This is a genomic window from Mucilaginibacter sediminis (genome assembly GCF_051903035.1).
Classification (GTDB): domain Bacteria; phylum Bacteroidota; class Bacteroidia; order Sphingobacteriales; family Sphingobacteriaceae; genus Mucilaginibacter.
On record NZ_CP170602.1, the window covers coordinates 3150243 to 3171868 of the forward strand.

The window sequence follows — 21626 nt, forward strand, 5'->3', positions numbered from 1 at the left end:
TGATATAGAACTAATTTGGTTTCAAATAACAGGTTAATTAATGCTGGCAATATAAATTTATTCATTTCGCAAACTCTTCACCGGGTTGGCCATACCAGCCCTAATTGTTCGGAAACTTAAGGTAAATAATCCTGTTAGCAGCATCCCTATGCCGCTGATAACAAATACCCACCAGCTAATAGCTACGTGGTCGGCAAAGCTTTCCATCCATTTATTTACGGCGTACCATGCAATCGGCGTTACGATGATAAAAGCCAGTAAAATAAGCGATATCAGTTCGGTTGATAGCAGGGTTACTATTTGAGCAACGCTTGCGCCAAATACTTTGCGTATGCCAATTTCCTTTGTTCGTTGATTGGTGGTGTAAATGGCAAGCCCTAACAGCCCGAGGCAGCTAATCAATATCGATACACTTGTTGCCCAGGTGAGCAGGGTTGATGTGTGTTGTTCCTGGTCGTAAAATCTGGCTATCGTGTCATCATAAAAATGGCAATCGAAATCATCGTCGGGATAAGCCTTCTTCCAGGCCTTTCCCATATTTGTAATTGCGGTTTTCCATTCGTTGCCGCCTGCGGTTTCAGGTTTCAGGCTAACATGTAACGTCATCATTGGCCGGGGGATTGGACTGCCCGATGTTATGATTAATGGATAAATGGCGGAATGCAGCGACCGCTGATTAAAATCGGCAACTACGCCAATAATATTAATATTTCGGCCACCAAACCAATTCAACTGCTTCCCGATAGCTTCATGAGGGTCAGTAAACCCTAATAATTTAGCGTAAGTATTGTTAATGATGATGGCTTTCCCGGTGTCGGCTTCGGTTATGTTTCTGCCGGCAAGTAATTTTAGCTGATATATTTTAATGTAGTTCTCATCGCCAGACTTAATTATTATTTCTTCTGTTGTAATTTGTTTTTTTCCATCGTTATAAGTAATGCGCGTCCTGTTAAATGCATCAGCCGAAGGCGGGTCATTACCTAAACCCACAAGGGCAACCTGGGGCATTAGCCTGAATTCGTTCAGCAGTACCTGGTTGGTGCTGGCCTTACTGGTTTGCCAGGGCGTATTAATAAGCAGGATGGCATCCTTTTTAAACCCGAGGTTTTTATGTAAGGCGTAATAAATTTGCTGACTTACCAAAATGGTAGCCATTATAAAAAATTGGGCTACAACAAACTGCGAAACCGTAAGCGACTTACGCAGCCACGCATTTCGCGTTTTATTACTATTGCCCTGCACCTGGTTTTTTAGCACCGATGCGGGCTTGTAGCCCGATAACACAATTGCTGGATAAAAACCCGACAAAATACTTATCACAATAGTTAAAATCAACAGGAAGATTATGACATCCGGCCTTAGCATATTGGCATGAATATCCGGGGATATAACATCGGCAAACATTTTTAAAATAACTGGCGCAAGCAATATCGATATGCAAACCGCGAAGAATGTTATAAAAAATGTTTCGCTTAAAAACTGAACTACTAATTGCATCCGGCTGCTACCCAAAGTTTTGCGGATCCCAATTTCTTTTGCCCTTTGTGCGGCATGGGCGGTAGTTAAATTCACATAATTGATACATGCCAGCAACAACAAAAAGATACCGGAAGTCAATAATCCGTAAAGAGTTGTTTTGCTGGCCGGCGATGAGAAATAAAAAATATTATAGTCGGGATTGAAGTGAATATCATCTAAGGGCTGCAAGGCCAGGTCTACAATGGGCGCAGGCATTTTTTGTTCGGCACGCGGCAGATTATTTTTTCTGAAAATGGTAGTGATCTGTTTTACAAGCCCGGATGCCACGGTGCGAGGCGCCAGCTTTACAAAAACCTCTGATGCCGAAGATATTCTGCCCCAATTATTTATATGCAGATCGTCAGCTAACCGTTTATTAGTTGTGGCGGTACTAAAGGAAATAAAATCATGAAAGGTAAAGTCGCTATTCTCGGTAAACGTTTCAACTACGCCGCTAACGGTTGTCTTAAGGGTATCATAGGTAACTACTTTGCCAATCATTTCATGGTATGATAAAGACGGGAAGTAAAGCCTGGCTTGTTGGGATGTTAATACTACCTGGTCGGGTGCATCAAGCGCGTGTTGCGATGAGCCGGCAAGCCATACATAATTAAAAATTTTAAAATATTGCTGATCGGCAAGAGTTATCCTGTCCGGGTCTTTAAACCGCTTTTGTGCCTTTTTGTCTTTGTCGATATAGACAAAATGTGGTGACAACGTGTATATAGGCGTAATTTCCTCTATTCCGGTGGCCTGGCTTTTAATCGCCTCAGCCAGCGGGCCGGGTCCGCCACTCGAATAGATTTTATGTCCCTGAGATGATATGTTCATCACAACGCGGTAAATCCGGTCGCTGTCCTTGTGGAATTTATCAAAGGTAAAATCGTAGTGTACAACAAGGTAAATGACCAGGAAAGCGCTTATACCGATGGATAAACCGATAATATTTATCAGTGTAAATAGTTTATGCCTCCAAAATCCGCGGAATGCAATTTTAAAATAAGTTTTAAACATACGACTACCGGTTAATTTTTCATGCGTCCACCCCGGAGGGTTTACATGGCTCAATATTAGCGGCATAGTTTGGGTAAAACCTCTCAAGTTATAAGATGGGAGAACTTTTTGAAGGTGACTTTTATATTCTAAAGGGGTTTTGCCTGTAAATTGCTTAAAAATACGATGAAAGCTGCTTTGTGAATTAAAGCCAGATTCATACGCAAGACCAAGCAGCGTGATATGATTATAGGACGGGTCCTGCATTTTGAGCGCAACTTCGCGAACCCGGTATTCATTGATAAAATCGTTGAAGCTTTTTTTGAAAACTGTATTAATAATCCGGGACAACTCATGGGTAGTAAGTCCAAGTTTTTCAGCAAGAGAGCTCAGGCTTAATTCCGCATCCCGGTAGTGCCCTTTTTCCTTTACTTCCATTTTTAACCAGGATCCTTTTTGCTTCAGATCTGCCGGTAATAATGGTTTTAAGATCATATGGGGCCGTTCAACATATTCTGTTTTTATATGGCTTTTTGCCGCTATCCAAATGATCATGGATATTAAAAGAAGGTACAAGGGATAATAATGTTGTACGCTTAATTCATAATGGTAATAAAAATAGTCTATAGCTGTAAACGGTATCCATAATAACCACAACATGCCCAGGCCGGCAAGCAAGCGATCTAACCAAAGCAACTCGTTCCTGTAACGGTCGCTCCCGTGGAATTTTTTGCTTCGGTAAAAATTGTCAATCTGTGTATAGGAAAAATATAAATAAATAGCGACCGACAGGAATGCGGATAACTGCAATACGGGATTAGATTTGTCATAAATAGTGTTGCCTGTAGTTATATTTTGTATTGAATTAAATAACTGAAAGCTTATTTCAAGCAGCGCAGGTATGAAGTGTAGCAGGTCTTTGCGACGGAAGATATCCTTCGGCTGAATTATTTGACGTACGTAAAAGTAAATCAAGGGACCGAATCCCATTGAAAACCGTAATGGCAGACGGTTCAATAATGGATTATATTTTGTCAGACCGATATCGGCCGATAAAATCTTGAACATCCACAAGGCAGCAATGATCATTAGGATAGCCAGCAAACGATTAGCAGAGCGGTTCTCTTTAGGGGCGATCCATAAAAATAGCGATAGTGTTAAGCTGATAATTGCAGCAGCGAAGAACACGATATCGTAAAAAGTAATATGGAATGTAAGTGGTGTCAATTGAGTTTAGGTGCTGTGCCCCCATCCCAAACCTAAGAAAATCCTGGTACAAATTCAAAGATCACCTTAGTAAAACACCTAAATTCGGTGTGATTCGAAACATTTCTTGATGCTCAGGTATACCGGTTTGTTATGTGCGAAGTCATAAAAAAAGTTGTCAACTTAGTTGACAACTTGCTTAAAAAAGTGATCCCGCTGGGATTATGTTTTGAAGGCTTACAGCCTCTAATTATCAATGAGTTACGACGATGGAATTGTAATGGGTCACCGAAAAGGTCACCGATTTACTTTGTACTTATTTGTACTTGTTTGATGTCGTTTAAAGAACGAAAATTAATGTTCACAAATATACATTTTATACCCAATACTATATAATCTAAATGTAGCTTACAATAACTATTTTTGATTTTATAAGCAAGCAATTTTAATTACTAACTAATGCATTTCGAAGAGGTAAACGAATTAAAAGAACTGGGTTTTACTGGTTTTAAAACCATTCAGGAATTGACTGAAAATAAAGCCTTGATTCCTACTCAAAGAGGCATTTACTGTATTGTGCGACCAGTAAGCGAATATGAGTTTTTAGAGGTGGGTTGTGGTGGTTATTTCAAAGGTAAAAACCCAAATGTTGGTGTTTCTATTTTAGCGTTAAATTGGGTAGAAAAATCACATATAGTTTACATTGGCAAAGCTGGCGGGATCGACAACAAATCTACTTTAAGATCTCGCTTAACTGAATATTTAAATTTCGGTCAGGGCAAACCGGTTGGCCATCGTGGGGGAAGATATATTTGGCAATTGAAAAATTCTAAAGATTTAATTGTAGCCTGGAAAATATTAGATGGTGAAGAACCCCGTAATCACGAAATTAGATTAATAAAGAACTTTGTTGATAAGTATGGCAAACGTCCTTTCGCTAATCTTAAAAACTGAATTATTTGATTACATAAACCTGCAATTACATAAATACAGATTTATGTATAAATGTAATAAATTCAAGCCTTTATATTCCAGCTAATACAATTTAAAATGCCCCCCTTTTTAGCGATTTCATTAGAATTTATCGTGACTATAGTTTTAGCAGGAAATAAACCCTCAATCAATTTAATCGCTGTAATATCTTCAGCAATATTAAAAGTTGGTACAACGATTACTTTATCCATTTCCAAGTAATTGATGTAAATACCATAGGCGTAATCGTTCGACAAATTTTGATAAGGGTTATAAGGCAATTCTATTGCATCCAATCCGGCATTATGCAATGCTAACTTAATGGCTAAACGAAACACCCGGTCATTATCAGCATACTTATTAATCAATACAGTTTTATCATTGACATATCTAACCAGGCCGTCAGCGTGTCCGGTAAAGTCGTTTCTTTGAGTTGGTAGAAAAATTATTCTGTTGACCTGAAATGTTTCTTGTAGCCTTTTTATCAGGTTTATTTCTTCATATTTCGGATTTTCTTTAAAAACCTTATCACAAAGTATCACCTCATCTTTGCCTTTAATTACATTACCTCCGTCTAAAACTATATCACTGTCAATGGCAGTTTTACCTATATTCAATAAGATTTCATGAACATTGGAAATTGATTTTAGACCCGACTTGGTTTGTAAATAATCAGGATTATAAACGAAGTTTATGAAAGAATTTTTATCGATCTGAACAGGCATGTAATCAACCGCCCAAATATCTTTGGTATTAGGTAGATAGGAATATTTTACGTTATTGTTCTCCAACAACTGTACAAAGTTATTGCAGAAAACAGGATTTTTTTTTTGCAGACAATCCGCTAAAAACAAAAAATTAGTTTCATTATCCCGTATCATAATTATTTGAGGGTATAACCTAAAATAATTTTCGCCTTTTCAGCATCTAACTCCCCGCTGGCAACTTTGCTTCTTATTATAGTTTCAATGCCTTTTACTTTTTGCTTGAATTTGGGGAACCTTTGCATTATGATGATATAACGTAGATTTAAGTTAAGGTAATGGTTCGATGAATCTGTTTTCTTTGGCGTTAGACCTACACGGCTTGTTTTTAATATATATTCACCTGGGAAAAATTGATTATCCTGATTGTGTCCTTCCAAATCTATAATGCGAATATCATTAGCGCCATTAGTATTTAGTGAATTTAGGTTTGAAAATAGTTCTGTAGCGACCTTTTGGGGGCCGTCAATTTGATTTTTCATATATCCGGTTAACTTATCCGAACCGTCAAAGAGCTTGACCACACTTCTTAGTAAAATTCCACCGTGATTTTTACCATCGCCAAAAGTAATGTCAACCCCAGATCCATGCAGATAAAATTTATTTGGCTCTAATTGCAAGTCATGTTTGTATGTGTGCGGGTCAGGTATTGTTTCAGAATAAGCGTAAAACTCAAAGTCCACAATCCTGTAAAAAGCATCATTAATTTTTAGCTGTATATCCCGTGATAGCTTATCGGCTATGTTATCAAAACTTGCTAACGTTGTTCCTTGTGAACTATAATCAACCTTTAAAAAATCCATTTTATAATCAGTTTCGGTATTTATTTACCAGCACAAGTTAATGCTATTTTGAACTTTAGGATTTTATTTTTCTCAAAAAAAAACACCTAAGTTATGTACGAGTGGTGAAAAACTTAAAATGTTCCTTTTCAATTTTGTCGGATAAAATATTGATTATGGAAAAAGCTATTTCACATTTCGATAAACAGGGAAAGATGTTTCGCGACCAATTGATTACAGTTGGTGACCTTTTAGAATTTAAAGACCTTTTGCTATCCGATATTAAATCTATGCTTAAAGACCAAGTGAGCGGGAAAACCAAAAAATGGTTAAAAGCTATGGAGGTTCGTAAAATGCTCAATATATCGCACGGCAAGCTACAGGCTTTGCGGGATAATGGTAAAATCCCTTTTACAAAATTAGGCAAGGTAACATATTATGATGCCGAAAAAATAGAAGGGTTGATGGAGACAGCAACTGTCATTAAATTCTAAATAATGTTAAAGCGTAGGGCGAAACGGCGAGTTATTCACCAGCATAATCTAAATACTGCTTTTGGTGACATTTTGGCTGATTCTACAAATCATGGAATGGGTCACCAATTACCGCCGCTTATCAGCCATGTGGCAATTTATTTCAATCAGCAAAGCATGGCTTTGCCGGATGCCCTAAACTTTTTTCAGCATTATGCAAAAATGGAATGGAAGACCGTAACCGGCAGGCCGCAGAAAAATTGGAAAGTTTTAGCAAAGGACTGGATTTACAATACTATTCAGCAAACAAAATTATTGGAACGTCAGGAAGCAAAACGAATAGCCTTCCCTGATACATAATTGTAGATTTCTGTATTTACAGTTATATGCAATTATAGAATTATGTAGCTATAGAAACCTGTAAATATTGAAATACAGGTTTACAGCAATATGTATTTAAAGACTTCTGCAAATGAAGAAATATGTATTTAAAGATTTACAGCATTGTGCATTTACAGCATTATGTATTTATAACAATTTAGAATTACATAACATGGGAAAGATCATCACGGTAGCCCACCAAAAAGGGGGCGTAGGAAAAAGCACATTGGCAATGAATTTAGCAGTGTGTTTTCAGGATCAATTAAACGTTGCTTTGGTTGATACGGATTTGCAGGGCAGCCTTTTTCAAATCAAAGAGGAGTTGCCAGGCCTGGCAGTTGTAGGTAATGACCAATTGCAGGATATTAAACGTTTGGAATACGACTTGGTTATAGTTGATACCCCACCTTACCTGTCAAACAAACTACCGGAATTATTCAGCCTTTCGGATTTTATATTGATACCCACTAAAGCAGGCTTTTTTGACGTAATGGCTATTCGCTCAACTATCGCTTTATTGAAGGATGCGCAGGTGAAAAAGCCAGACATACAGGCTGGCATTGTAATGAATATGATTAAACCCCGCTCAGGTATAACCAAAGAAGTGAGCAGTCTTTTGCAAAGCATGGAAACTCCTGTTTTGGCTACCATGATTCACGACCGGGTGAGCATTGCAAGGTCGTCAATTACCGCAGGGGTGCTGCAAGGAAGCGATAACAAAGCGATAGAGGAAATAACATCGTTAGCCGAAGAAATCGTTAACCGCATCAGTGCATAATTACATAATTACATATTTATGTAATTGTCAAATTCTCTTATGAAATGAGGTAATTAAATAAAGGTTTACAATGACAGATTATAAAGACAAGCTGGGCGGGTTAGCGGACAAACTTAAAAAGGACACTCCCAAAACGCCCATACAGGAAGTCCACCCGATCAGGCAAAGCACCGCAGTGAAAGAGGAAGAGGTGCAGTTAAATGTGTGGATTCCAAAGGCGCTTTTAAAGCGCATGAAATCTTACGGAATAGAGTATGATGCGTCTTTAAAGGACATCAGTATTGTCGCCTTAAAATTCTTCTTAGATGCCAAATTAAAGAAGTCAACATGATGCAGGTTTTAACTGAATGCTGGCAGATTAAAAAAAGTCTTGAAGGATGAGATTGCCTCTTAACAGCAATCAGCAAGATAAACGTTTGTATTACAAACGAAATCTTGCCCTCCCTTCCGAAGTCAGTCCGGGACCATTTGAAAATCTTCCAAAGTCAGATTTTATAAGATAAGAGATATGGAAAATCAGGATGAAAACAGATCAAAAACTTTGCTTACAAGGCTCAAACCTGCCGAGTACAAGTGTATATATTCATCATTTAAAAAGACACGCTTTAATAAATTAAGTGAGTATTGCAGAAGCGTATTATTAAGCAAACCAGTAGTTGTTACTTACCGCGATAAGTCAATGGATGAGATGCTTGAAGAATTGGCATTGCTCCGAAAAGAGTTAAATGCAATAGGCAATAATCTTAACCAAGCAGTCCGACAAATTAATAGTGCGCACGGAAATGCGGATAACCGCCTATGGCTAAATCTCCTTTCCATCATAGGCAGTAAGGTTGATCCTGCAATAGGTCAGATCAAAGAACGTATGCAAAGTTTTTCAGATTTATGGTCGCAAAAATTAAAACCGGAAGAAGTCTCAGCGGTGCAATAAATTACAATGAACATAAAGTTAAGTTGGGTAAAGCGGAGCTAATTTCCGCCCAAGGCTACCTAAAAGATCCGGTCAATTTAACGTTCATTGATAAGATGCAAAGGTTGACTGATTTAACCAATCGGAATGAGCGAACGCTCGTAAATGCGCTGCATGTTTCGTTAAATTTTGCAGTCAGCGAAAACCTGGAGAAAGATATACTACAGCAAATTGCCGATGACTACATGGAGGGATTAGGTTTTGGTAAACAACCTTATTTGGTTTACCAGCATCATGATGCCGGACACCCCCACCTGCACATTGTAACCACTAATATTGAACCTGACGGTAAACGTATCAGCTTTCATTTACTCGCAAACAGGGCTTCTGAAAGTGCGAGAAAACAGGTCGAGTTAACTTACAACTTGGTTAAGGCAGAAGACCAGGGAAAACAGCAAAACGTAATTAAAAAGTCATTGGAACAGGTGGATTATGGCAAGTCTGAAATTAAAAGATCAATCACCAATGTTGTGAATCAAGTAGTAAAAGTGTACAAGTTTACCAGTATTCCTGAACTGAATGCAGTACTAAATCAATACAATATCACCGCTGATCGTGGGTCTAAGGATTCAAGAATGTATGAAAAAAACGGGTTGGTTTATTGGGTACTTGATGCAAACGGAAACAAACTTGGGGTGCCAATTAAGGCAAGCAGCATCTACGGAAAGCCAACTTTGAAGGCGCTCGAAGACCGGTTTCGGTTGAATGAGGTATTGCGTAAACCGCTGAAAGACCAGGTAAAATCGAAGGTTGACAAAGCATTATTAACACCGGTTTCAAAAACTGATTTTCAAAAAAAATTAAAAGCAGACGGCATTCAAGTCATTTTCAGGCAGAACGAAGAAGGCCGTTTATACGGTATTACTGTTATAGATCACGTATCAAAAGCGGTGTTTAACGGTAGTGATTTAGGCAAGGCTTACAGCGCGGCAGCATTGATAAATTGGTTTAAAAATAACGGAATAAATAACAACCAAACAATATTCAAGAAAGAAAATAGCGATACCAGCGCACCAAAATTCACTGACAATATTTCAGGCTCAAACGCGAACGGTAGCGAAGGTGATTCATTACTAAACATATTATTCAAGGAAGAACATCAGGATATGGCCGCTATAGGCAGGCTGCAACAAAATAAACGTAAGAAGAAAAGAAAAGGCCACTCACTTTAAAATATACGATTATGCAAACAGGTGAAAACGAACAAGCCCTAAGAAAGATAATAGACTTTACCAGGCTTTTAAGTATTGCTATTTTGATAGTACATTTTTATTTAAGCTGTTATCCGGCTTTCCAGATTTTAGGTTTGACCAAGCCTTTTGTAAATCATATTTTATTTCCACTATCAAAAATGATCGTATTCACCAATGTGCTGTCTGCGAAGTTGGCGGCTCTCATTCTTTTAATGATTTCACTCGTGGGAAGCAAGGGAAAAAAGGATGAATCCATAAAAGCAAGCAGGATATTCATCTATTGTTTTACAGGCGTGTTATTGTACTTTATCAGTACGCTGTTTCTTACGATACATTATCCTGCAACAACGATAGCGGTTCTATATATTGGTTTAACTGTCATTGGTTATATGCTATTACTATCTGGGGTAAGCCTGCTGTTCAGGATGCTCAAACTTAACTTAGGTAAGGATATTTTTAATAAAGAAAATGAATCTTTCCCACAGGAAGAGCGGCTTTTGGAAAATGAATATTCCATCAATTTGCCGGCAGTTTATTATCTCAAAGGGAAAAGCCGCAAAAGCTGGATCAATATCATTAACCCGTTCAGAGGTACGCTAATTGGTGGCAGTCCGGGTTCGGGAAAATCCTATTTCGTAATCCGTCACATTATCACTCAGCATATTCAAAAGGGCTTTACCATGCTGGTCTATGATTTCAAATATGATGATCTAACCAAGATCGTTTATAATGCTCTACTGAAGTACGGACATTTATACAAAGTAAAGCCAACTCAATATATCATCAATCTTGAAAATATTATCCATAGGGCTAATCCTTTAGAGCCACACACCATGATGGATATTACTGATGCAATGGATTCAAGTCGTACCATCATGCTGGGCCTAAACCGCGAGTGGATTAAAAAACAGGGTGATTTCTTTGTTGAATCGCCAATCAACTTTATCACAGCGATCATGTGGTTTTTAAAGAAATATGAAAACGGGCGTTATTGCACGTTGCCCCATGTTACAGAATTAGCGCAGGTAGAGTACAAAGACCTTTTTGAAGTATTGCTACAGGAACCCGAAATAGAAGTGTTGATCAATCCTTTTGTTTCTGCCTGGCAAAATGAAGCTTACGAACAATTAGAAGGACAAATTGCAAGTGCCAAAATTAGTTTGGCGCGGTTGTCATCTCCACAATTGTATTATGTACTAAGTGGAAACGATTTTTCACTTGATATAAATAACCCAGATGAACCAAAAATAGTATGCCTCGCCAATAATCCCCAGAAATCGCAAATTTATGGTGCGGTGTTATCGCTCTACATCAATAGGATCAATAAGCTCGTCAACCGTAAAAATCAGCAAAAGTGCAGCATGATTTACGATGAGTTTCCTACTATATATTTTAATGGTATAGATAACCTGATAGCCACCGCCCGATCTAACAAGGTCGCCGTTACCTTAGCCGTACAGGATTATAGCCAGCTTAAAAAAGATTATGGCCGGGAGCAGGCGGAAGTGATTTTAAATATTGTAGGAAACGTTGTATTCGGCCAGGTAACGGGAGATACAGCAAAGCAGTTATCAGAAAGATTTGGAAAGATCAACCAGGAAAAAGAAAGCGTTTCCATTAACAGTCAAGACACTTCAATTAGCAAATCAACACAATTGGACTATGCGATACCCGCAGCAAAAATATCCGGATTATCTTCCGGTGAATTTGTAGGCATGGTTGCCGATGATCCTGACAATAAGATTGATTTAAAAACCTTTCATAACTCTATACAAAACGATCACGAAGCAATTAGGCAGGAAGAGGCAGCTTATCAGCCCATTCCCATGGTTCGAAATGTTGAGCAGGCAGAAGTGTTAATGACCTATCATCAGATTAAGGATGATATTAAATTATTGGTTGATAGTGTATTGAGTAACCTTTGTTGAATGAGGAAATATTTTTGCTTATTATTTATATATAAGTAATAATACAACGCATCCGTTGTACAGATTTCAATTCCTTTACTTTTCTTTTATACTTCCGATGAATAAGGAAGTATTATTAAAAGACCTGGGCGAAAAAATCCGCATTGTGCGCAAGGACAAGGGGATTACGCAGGTACAACTTGCCCACTCCATCGGAAAAGACCAGCAATCAATTCAACGTTTAGAAACCGGTAATATTAACCCCTCATATATTTACCTACAGGAAATAGCCGAAGGTTTAGACACCACCTTATTGGATATGCTGAAAACTGAATTGCCTGCAAAAACCTGATTTATAAACTTTTTTCCTGTTTTTTTTTGAAATGCTACCGTGTTGTAGTAAAGCTTTGCTGTATAACAGGATTTTAAACTTGTTGCCTATAAAAATCTATACATATTATATTACAGTACTAACCTACCTAACCTTATTATGAGAACTTATACCGAACGTTTCTACAGCGCTTTAGAAAACCAATTGAATGAAGTTGCCATTAACGGCGAATCCTTAACTGAACAGTATAAAATGTCCATCCAGCTTTGCAAAAAGGCAATGGCCAAACTGAAAAGTTATATTTCAACCTATTCCTTTGAAAACAAAGAAGATGAGATCTATTTCTTTAAAGTGCTCAAACCTCAATTCTACAGCAAGTACATCTATTTTATAAACGTTTATAAATTTATCATGCAAGCCCCTCCCGGCGGCGAGGGAATATTAAAAGATTATATCAACTATGAGTTGGCTGATATCAAACGATTTTTCGACCATAATCAGAGTTTCTACCAATACTATCGTTCCGGCTCGACACAAATGGATGAGCTTTATTTTACCCGCGGAGGTTTCGATGTTCACGTAGACCTTGAAGAATTTGAAGAGGACGAGCAATACTCTACCAGTCATGACTATAAACTTTCTAAGATAATAGCAAACGAGAAGTACCAGGACTTTCTTAATCTTGAACTACAGAAAACATTAGAGCATGACGATGCCCCTCCGGAAATGGGTCTTGAATTGCCGCTCACCTGGACTTTCAACAAAACAGACCTTGTTGAATTGATCTATGCTTTGGTCGCATTAGGTGTTTTTAACAATGGCAATTCGGAGATTAAAACCGTAGTCGGTTTTTTTCAAACGATTTTCCATGTTGATCTCGGTTCCTATTATCATAAGTATCTCGATATAGTCAAACGGAAAAAAGAACGCACAGCATTTTTGGACAAACTTAAATTGGCAATGTTAAGAAGAATTGAAGAAAAGCTGGATGAAGAAGCCTCTAACCAACAAAAGTTAAAATTTGGGTGAATTAAAAAATGCTCATTATCAGTTTGTTATAAGTGTATAAAAAATAAAAAACACCTAACTTAGGTGTAAGTGGTGAAAAAATATTTTTTTCTACCCCAACCTTTGCTTTCACAATCGCCGCGTGGTGCGGTGAGGATTAAAGCAAAGCAATATGTTGTCCTCTATTTCCTGGCAGCACTATCTCGCAGCCGTTATCATCATTACTATTTCATACTACCTGTATGTTATACTCAGGTATTATCAAAAAGAGATTGGTAATCTCTTCAATCGCAAGCAGCAAACAGTTGATATATTTTCAGCCGTTCAATCTCCTGCCATTTCTGTGATGGGTCAGGCCAAACCGGATAATGGTGTAACCATTGCAGAAACTCAAGACTTACCTTTTACAGATGTTTTGCCGGATGATCCAAGAGAGGTCGTTACTGAGCAAACACACACGGCCAGCATTCAAAATGATCCGTCATTAGAGTTAATATCCGAAGCCGGTAACTTGATTGAAGCATTTAAGGACGTTGATAATAAGCAAGAGTTTATAACGCTTGTGGGAATTTTAGTCGGCTCTTATAAAAGGTTTCAGGAGCAAATAGATCTTCCGGCTGCACTAAGCCGAGTGGTAGAAATTTCTAAAAACAAATTAAAATTCACGGTTGCCTTGTCAGACTTTCATAGTAACTGGGCTTAGACAACTATCCGTTTACATCAAAATTCAAATTTATGAAATCTCAAAAAACAGACTTCCGTTCAAGAGCGGTAAATTTTCTAAGACATTTTATTGTAACAATAACCTTATTAATTATCAACCTTAGCCTTTACGCGCAGGATGGTAATTCAGGAATAACAGCAGCCACAAGCCAGGTCAAAAGTTACTTTTCAACCGGCACAAGCTTAATGTATGCCATTGGTGCAATAATGGGCTTGGTTGGCGCGATCAAAGTATTCAAAAAGTGGAATGATGGCGAACATGACACCGGAAAGGTCGCTTCCAGTTGGTTCGGTAGCTGTATCTTTCTTGTGGTAGTTGCAACTGTCTTGAAATCATTTTTCGGGGTTTAACGAAACTTAGTTATGGCACTATATCAAATTAACAAGGGCATTAACAAACCGATTGAATTTAAAGGGCTGAAAGCTCAATACATCGGCTATCTGGCCGGTGGGCTTGTCATCTTATTGGTCGGCTTTGCAATAATTTATTTGCTTGGTGTACCTGTTCATTACTGCATTATGATTATTGCAGTATTAGGAAGCGCATTATTTTATCAGGTTTTCAATTTAAGCCACAAATACGGTGAACATGGACTGATGAAAAAAGCAGCTAAACGTTACCTGCCGAACCATTTAAAATTCACGACCCGGAAGGTCTTTTTAAAATTAAAAAAATAGACAATGGCAACACATAGTAAAGCAGAACAGGTTTTTCCTGTGTATAAGGTAGAACATCAATGTATGATTTCCGTACAGGGTGATTTGACCATAGGCTTCAAAGTTAACCTGCCTGAAATCTTTACCCTATCCAATGATGAATACCTGGCATTTCACGAGGTTTTGATCAAAGCTTTGAGGCTATTGCCTAAAAACAGCGTGTTTCATAAACAGGATTGGTTTATTAATGAGCAGTATGAAGCAGTCTTTGCTAAGAATAACGGTGCGAACGTTAAAACGTTCCTGTCACATTCCAGCGAACGCTACTTTCATGAACGGGCCTATCTTCATCACCACTGCCATATTTATTTAACGAAGAAGCCGGATAAATTCAAGCAGTATTCAAGTGCAACCAGCGTATTGATGCGTAAACGCATTGTACCCGTGCAAACTACCTGCGATGAATTATTCCGTGATTTTTTGGATAATGCTGGCCAATTCGTTCGGGTGTTAGAGGACAGTGGATTAATTTCTTTGAAGCGATTAACCGACGACGAATTAACGGGCACGCTTCAAAATCCCGGCATTTTGGAACAATATTGTTTCTTGTTGAATAAAGACGAGGCCCCCGTTTTAAAAGATATTCATATCGAGGACGAGATTAGAATTGGCGACAGTCATTGCCAGCTTTATACCCTTAGCGATGTGGACGACCTGCCTGCGCTTTGCGGGCCACGGATCACTTACGATAAGTACAGTACCGATAAAACGAAATTCAGTACGGGTTTTGCCACACCAATAGGGACTTTGCTGAAATGTAATCACCTGTATAATCAATACATTTTTATCGGGGACAGTCAGCAGACCATTAAAAAACTGGAAGCGAAGAAATTAAGGCTACAATCTCTTTCGGCTTATTCCCGCGAAAATGCGATTGGCCGTGATGCGACACATGATTTTTTAAACGAAGCGATCAGCCAGCAACGGTTACCGGTAAAAGCGCACTTTAATATTTTGGCATGGACGGACAATGCCGCTGGTTTAAAGGATCTGAAAAATAAGGTTAGTTCCTCATTGGCGCAGATGGATGCGCAGCCGAAACAGGAAACCGACGGCGCAGCACAAATATGGTGGTCAGGATTGCCCGGTAATGAAGCCAGTTTCCCAATGAATGACACGTTTGATACGTTTGTCGAGCAAGCTACATGCTTTTTAAATCTGGAAACCAATTATCAGTCAAGCATTAGCCCCTGTGGCATTCGCCTGGGCGACCGTTTATCCGGCAAACCGGTACACGTAGATATCAGCGATGATCCGATGACAAAGGGTATAACCACCAACAGGAACAAATTTATATTAGGTCCGTCGGGCAGTGGTAAATCGTTCTTTACAAATCACATGCTGCGCAGCTACTTTGAACAGGGTTCCCATTTGGTTATCGTTGATGTAGGCCATAGCTACCAGGGCTTGTGTGAATTTGTAGGCGGTTACTATTTCACTTATACAGAGGACAAACCAATCAGCTTTAATCCTTTTTATGTTCCTGAAGGTGATAACCTGGACACTGAAAAGAGAGAGAGCATTAAGGCGATGATACTCGCCTTATGGAAAAAAGAGGACGAAGGTGTGCAACGGTCTGAATACGTCGCTATTTCAGACGCTTTGTATCACTATTATGAGAAGCTAAAAGTTCAACCCGATATATTTCCCTGCTTCGATAGCTTTTATGAATTTCTTTCCAATGAATTTTATGAAACTATGAAGCAATCAAAAGTGAAGGATGTTCGTTTTGATATAGATAACATGCTGTTTGTATTGAAACCATACTACAAAGGCGGTGAATATTCCTATCTGCTGAATGCAAAAGAAAATCTTGACTTGTTGCAAAAACGCTTTATTGTCTTTGAATTAGATAATATTAAAGATCATCCTATTTTATTTCCGGTCGTAACTTTAATCATCATGGAAACCTTCGTTTCCAAAATGCGCAAACTAAGTAAGGATACCCGCAAAATGATATTGATTGAAGAAGCCTGGAAAGCAATTGCACGGGAAGGAATGGCAGAATATATCAAGTACCTCTTTAAAACCGTCCGTAAATATTTTGGTGAAGCTTTAGTGGTTACGCAGGATATAGAAGATATAATCAGTTCACCAGTGGTTAAACAGGCCATCATTAATAACAGTGACTGCAAAATATTACTTGACCAGCGGAAGTATCAGAACGACTTTCCTAAAATTCAGCAATTGTTAGGGATAACCGATAAAGAAACCGCCCTCATTATGAGCATGAACCGTAATAACGATGAAAATTTAAAATACAAAGAAGTCTTTATTAGTCTTAACGGCCAGCTATCTAAGGTTTATCGTACCGAAGTTAGCCGCGAGGAATATTGGACATATACCACGGAATCAGCGGAAAAGGCCAAAGTCCATGACTATTCTAAAAAGTATGGCAGTATGCAATTAGGTATAGCCGCAATAGTCAGGGAAGAATTAGAAAAAGCAGCATAAATTTAAAAACCATAATTATGAAAGCATTATCGTTTATTATAATCCTTGCAATTATCGCCTTTATAGGATGCACAAGTAATTCGCAAAGCAAATCGCTATCAGGTACTTTCACTAATCAATCGAAAAGTGAGTATAGCACGGCTTCTGATACATTGATAATAACATCAACTCAATCGACCAATAGTTACCAAATCGAGCGAAAGACAGGTTTTCAAAAAATACGAAACGGTGTAACCCAAGCCAAAGAGTATAAAACCGAAAAATGGCAATCAACATGGAACGACGACAAACAGGTGTTGGCAGAAACTGAATATGGCCGTCAAATAACCCCAAGTAAAGACGGTAACTCCGTAACGTTGAAAAATACGCAGTACCAAAAAATTAAATAACATTTTCCTACATATCAGTAAATAATTCCTGTCAGTAAACAGGGATATGGGAGGCTTTTATGAAAAATTTACCTATAAAAATGGTGTCTTTGATGGTTTTAATCGCTTTAATATTACCCACGCAAAAGGCAAAAGCACAATTCGTTATTGGCGAAGTAATTAAGCTTACAGTAACCAAAGTAATTAAGGCAATCGACCTTAAAGTACAGCGAATGCAGAACAAAACGATATGGCTGCAAAATGCTCAAAAGGTTATTGAAAATCAAATGTCAAAAACCAAGCTAACTGAAATTTCGGGCTGGACAGAACAGCAGAAGCAGTTGTATAGCAATTACTATACGGAGTTAGGGAACATCAAAGCCACCATATCAAAATATCAGCGTATTAAGGACATTACCTTAAAACAGGCGGCTTTAGTAAGTGAATATAAACAAGCCTGGAGCTTGTTTCGGCAGGATAATCATTTCAACCCACAGGAATTAAACTATATGCAGCAGGTTTATTCAGGGATATTGGATGCAAGTGTCAAAAACCTTGATGAGATCATGCTCGTGGTTAGCCCTGCTAAAACGCAAATGACAGATGAACAACGTCTGGAATTAATTAATAAGGCCAGCGATCATTTGGATGAAAATTATAACGACTTACATCAATTCAATAATCAGGGTATTCAATTAAGCCTGCAACGAAGTAAAGATTTAAGCGATACACAGTCAATTAAAAAACTTTATGGAATCAATTAATCAAATAAAAATGCGGGCAGAAGAGATCCGGCGTAAAAGCAAGAAATTACTGGCTTTCACAGTGATGACGGTTGCCGCATCTGCATTAGCAACTACAGTAAGGGCACAAACGTTTGCCGAGTGGTTCCAACAAAAAAGCACCCAAAAGAAATACCTTTTGCAGCAAATAGCGGCTTTGCAGGTTTATGCTGCATATTATAAAGCAGGAAATAATATAGCTCACAATGGTTTAGGTTCGATCACCGGCTCTCTCAAATCAGAGAACGGCCTACATACTACTTATTACAACAATCTTAATAATGTTAGCCCGGTAGTAAAGAATAATAAACAGGTGAATGATATAGTGCAATGGCAGAATGATATTCTTACACGTATGAATACGCTTGACAAAACTGCCAATCTTAATAACGGCGAAAAGAAATATATCATCCAGGTCAAGGCGGCTTTATTCAAGGACTGCGATGAGCAGATCACTGAATTACAAAATGTCGTTACGGACAATAAACTAAAAATGAGTGATGAAGAACGACTTAAACATATCGGTGTTATCCATTCCGCTATGCAAAATAATTACCGCTTCGCATCGGCATTCGCAGACCAGGTTAAGGTTTATGCCGTGCAACGCTCACAGGAAAACTACAATGTGATCTCCGAAAAGAAAATTTACGGGATTCAATAACAAAACCGCTTATGAAAAAGCAGATAAAGCATATCGTAATAACTGTAGTATTTTCCTTTTGCCTTCTGACAACAAAGGTTGCAAATGCGCAAGTTCAGGAAATGCAGCAGCTAATATTGGATATTGAAAAGCTTACCCAACTGAAAGGCATATTGAGTGATATGAAAACCGGCTATCAAATTTATCAGCAGGGCTACGGCAGCATATCCCAATTGTCTAAAGGGAATTTTGATTTGCATAGTGTTTACCTGAATGGTTTGATGTCAATAAATCCAACTGTAAAAAATTATGGGAGAGTAGCCGAAATCATTACGCAACAAGTTAGCTTGATAAGTGAGTATAAAAGTGCCTACAAACAATTTAAGCAAAGCGGCTCATTTAGTGCAAGTGAGTTGAATTATATGAGTAGCGTATATACGCAGCTTGTCAATCAAAGCCTTCAAAATCTGGACGATCTGACTAATGTACTCACAGCAGGTAAACTGCGCATGTCGGATGATGAGCGAATGAGGGCCATTGACCGGATCTACGCAAGTAGTTCTGATAAGCTGCAATTTCTCCGGCATTTTAATCGGCAAGGGGTTTTACTGAATATTCAGCGAAGCAAGGATGTGGGCGACACCCGAACGATAAAACAGCTCTACGGTATAAACAACTAATCCCAATTTTATGAAAAAGAAGACTTATTTAACCGCAATTCTAGCGGTAACGGGGATAGCTTTTCCTTTATTTTCCAAAGCGGACGGACTTGCAACTGATATTCAGGGTCTGCAGGGAACGTTAAACGGGGTATATAACGATATGCTCCCAATGTGCAGCCAACTCATCGGTGTTGGCCGTGCAATAGCCGGATTTGGTGCGCTTTTTTATATAGGAAGCCGTGTTTGGCGACAAATAGCCAGCGCAGAGCCGATAGATTTTTATCCCCTGATGCGCCCCTTTGCATTGGGTTTAGCGATTCTTGTATTCCCTACAGTTATAGCCATTATTAATGGGATTATGTCACCTACAGTAAGTGCCACGGGCGGAATGGTGCAAAATTCGGATGCCGCTATTGCAACCTTGTTAAAAGCAAAAGAAGCGGCGGTTGAAAAAACGGACACCTGGCAAATGTATGTTGGCTCCGACGGCGATGGCGACCGCGATAAATGGTATAAATACACTCATCCAGACGATCCAACAGGTGCAAATGAAGGAATGCTTGCCAGCGTAGGCAACGATATGAAGTTTGCTATGTCTAAGGCTTCATATAATTTCCGCAATTCAGTTAAGCAATGGATGTCCGAAGTGTTGCAGGTGCTATATGAAGCTGCGGCATTATGTATCAATACCATCCGAACATTCTATCTCATTATCCTTGCCATATTGGGGCCTATCGTATTTGGGTTAGCTGTTTTCGATGGGTTTCAGCACACCTTAACGGTGTGGCTGGCCAAATACATCAATGTGTTTCTATGGTTGCCGGTAGCTAATATCTTCGGTGCCATTATCGGTAAGGTACAGGAAAATATGCTAAAACTGGATATTAGCCAGGTGCAAAATGCAGGTGATACTTTCTTTAGTTCCACTGACACTGCGTACCTCATATTTTTAATTATAGGCATCATCGGTTATTTCACCGTACCAAGCGTAGCCAACTATATTGTAAATGCAGGCGGCGGCAATGGTTTACTTCAAAAGGTGAATAGTATTGTCAGTAATACCAGCCAATCCGTAATGAGCGCAGGCAGTTCCGGCAGCAGCATGTCATCAGATGCTTTTGGCAATCAACGCTCAAATACCAGCGCAAGTATGGCCGACAATGCCGTTAGCAAGCCATATTTCCAGGATAAACAACAAGGCGCAAATAGTCAGCAAGCCTCAAAAATAAATCCGCAAAAAGTATAATCATTCACCTTTAATAGCTCATTTATGTTTTCACAACTCAAAAATATCGACACAGCTTTCAAGCATATTAAGCTGTTTAGCTACCTGCTCATTGCAGCATGTACGCTTATTTCCTGCTTCGCGCTTTTTAAAAGCTATCAGGCGGCAAACATTGCAAATAATCATGTCTATATCCTGGCGAATGGCAAGGCGCTGGAAGCTTTTGCTGCCGACCGAAAAGATAACATCCCGGTTGAGGCAAGGGATCATATAAGGATGTTCCACCACTATTTTTTCACCCTTGACCCCGACGAAAAAGTAATTGATGCAAATATCGGCAAAGCGCTATACCTGGCAGATGAGAGCGCCAAAAATCAGTACAACGATTTGAAGGAAAAGAGTTACTACAATAATCTTATTTCCGGCAATATCAGCCAACAGGTTACAGTGGACAGTATTCAACTGGATATAAACCAATATCCCTACTATTTTAAATGTTTCGCTACACAAAAGCTTATCCGTTCAACCTCCACCGCGAACCGCAGCCTGATCACTCAGGGGTATTTGCGCAATGTAGCAAGGTCAGACAATAACCCGCATGGTTTTTTGATCCTGCATTGGGAAACGTTAGCGAATAGGGACACCACCATTCAACATTAAATGCTATGATTTTATCAAACAGTAAAACGTCAGCACAATTGAGCGACAAGGTTGCGGCTTCGCTGGCAAAACAGATTATATATTTCCAAATACGTTTTTCAGCCTGGCTAAACAGGTGG

The 21626-nt window shown here is 38.8% G+C and carries 23 protein-coding genes; 20 read left to right on the forward strand and 3 right to left on the reverse strand.

Annotated features, from left to right (window positions below):
* Positions 1–57 precede the first annotated feature (57 nt).
* Positions 58–3738, reverse strand: coding sequence for an ABC transporter permease (locus ACFGVS_RS12475; protein WP_439698872.1), 3681 nt, complete (start codon positions 3736–3738; stop codon positions 58–60).
* A 438-nt stretch (positions 3739–4176) separates the two neighbouring features.
* Between ACFGVS_RS12475 and ACFGVS_RS12480 the strand changes: the two genes are divergently transcribed.
* Positions 4177–4671 carry a hypothetical protein gene (locus ACFGVS_RS12480; RefSeq protein ID WP_439698873.1) on the forward strand — a complete coding sequence of 165 codons (495 nt, stop codon included), beginning with the start codon at positions 4177–4179 and terminating at the stop codon, positions 4669–4671.
* 62 nt (positions 4672–4733) lie between these two features.
* On the opposite strand, the gene ACFGVS_RS12485 is transcribed toward ACFGVS_RS12480, so the two are convergent.
* Complete coding sequence (locus ACFGVS_RS12485) at positions 4734–5570, reverse strand: agmatine deiminase family protein (protein ID WP_439698874.1); 837 nt, start codon at positions 5568–5570, stop codon at positions 4734–4736.
* A gap of 2 nt (positions 5571–5572) precedes the next feature.
* Positions 5573–6256 carry a hypothetical protein gene (locus tag ACFGVS_RS12490; protein ID WP_439698875.1) on the reverse strand — a complete coding sequence of 228 codons (684 nt, stop codon included), beginning with the start codon at positions 6254–6256 and terminating at the stop codon, positions 5573–5575.
* 155 nt (positions 6257–6411) lie between these two features.
* Here ACFGVS_RS12490 and ACFGVS_RS12495 point away from each other — a divergent pair, with 155 nt between their 5' ends.
* The 19 genes from ACFGVS_RS12495 to traK all read left to right on the forward strand — a co-directional run bounded on the left by ACFGVS_RS12495 (position 6412) and on the right by traK (position 21507).
* The gene (locus ACFGVS_RS12495; RefSeq protein ID WP_439698876.1) at positions 6412–6729 is read left to right on the forward strand and encodes a helix-turn-helix domain-containing protein; all 318 of its coding nucleotides are present in this window, start codon (positions 6412–6414) and stop codon (positions 6727–6729) included.
* Positions 6730–6732: 3 nt separating this feature from the next.
* The gene (locus tag ACFGVS_RS12500; protein WP_439698877.1) at positions 6733–7068 is read left to right on the forward strand and encodes a hypothetical protein; all 336 of its coding nucleotides are present in this window, start codon (positions 6733–6735) and stop codon (positions 7066–7068) included.
* A gap of 193 nt (positions 7069–7261) precedes the next feature.
* On the forward strand, positions 7262–7867 hold the full coding sequence (locus tag ACFGVS_RS12505; protein WP_439698878.1) for a nucleotide-binding protein: 606 nt from the start codon (positions 7262–7264) through the stop codon (positions 7865–7867).
* A gap of 70 nt (positions 7868–7937) precedes the next feature.
* Positions 7938–8198, forward strand: coding sequence for a hypothetical protein (locus ACFGVS_RS12510; RefSeq protein ID WP_439698879.1), 261 nt, complete (start codon positions 7938–7940; stop codon positions 8196–8198).
* 177 nt (positions 8199–8375) lie between these two features.
* Complete coding sequence (locus ACFGVS_RS12515) at positions 8376–8798, forward strand: plasmid mobilization protein (RefSeq protein WP_439698880.1); 423 nt, start codon at positions 8376–8378, stop codon at positions 8796–8798.
* On the forward strand, positions 8753–10009 hold the full coding sequence (locus ACFGVS_RS12520; RefSeq protein ID WP_439698881.1) for a relaxase/mobilization nuclease domain-containing protein: 1257 nt from the start codon (positions 8753–8755) through the stop codon (positions 10007–10009). Before ACFGVS_RS12515 ends, ACFGVS_RS12520 begins: the two co-directional genes overlap by 46 nt.
* 11 nt (positions 10010–10020) lie before the next feature.
* Positions 10021–11958, forward strand: coding sequence for a conjugal transfer protein MobC (gene mobC / locus ACFGVS_RS12525; protein ID WP_439698882.1), 1938 nt, complete (start codon positions 10021–10023; stop codon positions 11956–11958).
* Between the two features lie 97 nt (positions 11959–12055).
* On the forward strand, positions 12056–12289 hold the full coding sequence (locus ACFGVS_RS12530; protein ID WP_439698883.1) for a helix-turn-helix domain-containing protein: 234 nt from the start codon (positions 12056–12058) through the stop codon (positions 12287–12289).
* Between the two features lie 138 nt (positions 12290–12427).
* Positions 12428–13297 carry an RteC domain-containing protein gene (locus ACFGVS_RS12535; protein ID WP_439698884.1) on the forward strand — a complete coding sequence of 290 codons (870 nt, stop codon included), beginning with the start codon at positions 12428–12430 and terminating at the stop codon, positions 13295–13297.
* Between the two features lie 151 nt (positions 13298–13448).
* On the forward strand, positions 13449–13979 hold the full coding sequence (locus ACFGVS_RS12540) for a hypothetical protein (protein ID WP_439698885.1): 531 nt from the start codon (positions 13449–13451) through the stop codon (positions 13977–13979).
* A 32-nt stretch (positions 13980–14011) separates the two neighbouring features.
* Positions 14012–14350, forward strand: coding sequence for a DUF4134 domain-containing protein (locus ACFGVS_RS12545; protein WP_439698886.1), 339 nt, complete (start codon positions 14012–14014; stop codon positions 14348–14350).
* 12 nt (positions 14351–14362) lie between these two features.
* A complete protein-coding gene (locus ACFGVS_RS12550) occupies positions 14363–14677 on the forward strand; it encodes a DUF4133 domain-containing protein (RefSeq protein ID WP_439698887.1) in 315 nt (104 codons plus the stop codon).
* 3 nt (positions 14678–14680) lie between these two features.
* On the forward strand, positions 14681–17170 hold the full coding sequence (locus tag ACFGVS_RS12555; RefSeq protein WP_439698888.1) for a TraG family conjugative transposon ATPase: 2490 nt from the start codon (positions 14681–14683) through the stop codon (positions 17168–17170).
* A gap of 17 nt (positions 17171–17187) precedes the next feature.
* Positions 17188–17559 carry a hypothetical protein gene (locus ACFGVS_RS12560; RefSeq protein ID WP_439698889.1) on the forward strand — a complete coding sequence of 124 codons (372 nt, stop codon included), beginning with the start codon at positions 17188–17190 and terminating at the stop codon, positions 17557–17559.
* 92 nt (positions 17560–17651) lie between these two features.
* Complete coding sequence (locus ACFGVS_RS12565) at positions 17652–18302, forward strand: conjugal transfer protein TraI (RefSeq protein ID WP_439699247.1); 651 nt, start codon at positions 17652–17654, stop codon at positions 18300–18302.
* Positions 18289–18981 carry a hypothetical protein gene (locus ACFGVS_RS12570; protein ID WP_439698890.1) on the forward strand — a complete coding sequence of 231 codons (693 nt, stop codon included), beginning with the start codon at positions 18289–18291 and terminating at the stop codon, positions 18979–18981. The genes ACFGVS_RS12565 and ACFGVS_RS12570 overlap by 14 nt, the downstream gene beginning before the upstream one ends.
* Positions 18982–18992: 11 nt before the next feature.
* Positions 18993–19640 carry a TerB family tellurite resistance protein gene (locus ACFGVS_RS12575; RefSeq protein ID WP_439698891.1) on the forward strand — a complete coding sequence of 216 codons (648 nt, stop codon included), beginning with the start codon at positions 18993–18995 and terminating at the stop codon, positions 19638–19640.
* A 10-nt stretch (positions 19641–19650) separates the two neighbouring features.
* Positions 19651–20868, forward strand: a complete 1218-nt coding sequence (gene traJ, locus ACFGVS_RS12580; RefSeq protein WP_439698892.1) for a conjugative transposon protein TraJ — start codon at positions 19651–19653, stop codon at positions 20866–20868.
* Positions 20869–20892: 24 nt separating this feature from the next.
* Complete coding sequence (gene traK, locus ACFGVS_RS12585) at positions 20893–21507, forward strand: conjugative transposon protein TraK (protein WP_439698893.1); 615 nt, start codon at positions 20893–20895, stop codon at positions 21505–21507.
* The last annotated feature ends 119 nt before the right edge of the window (positions 21508–21626 follow it).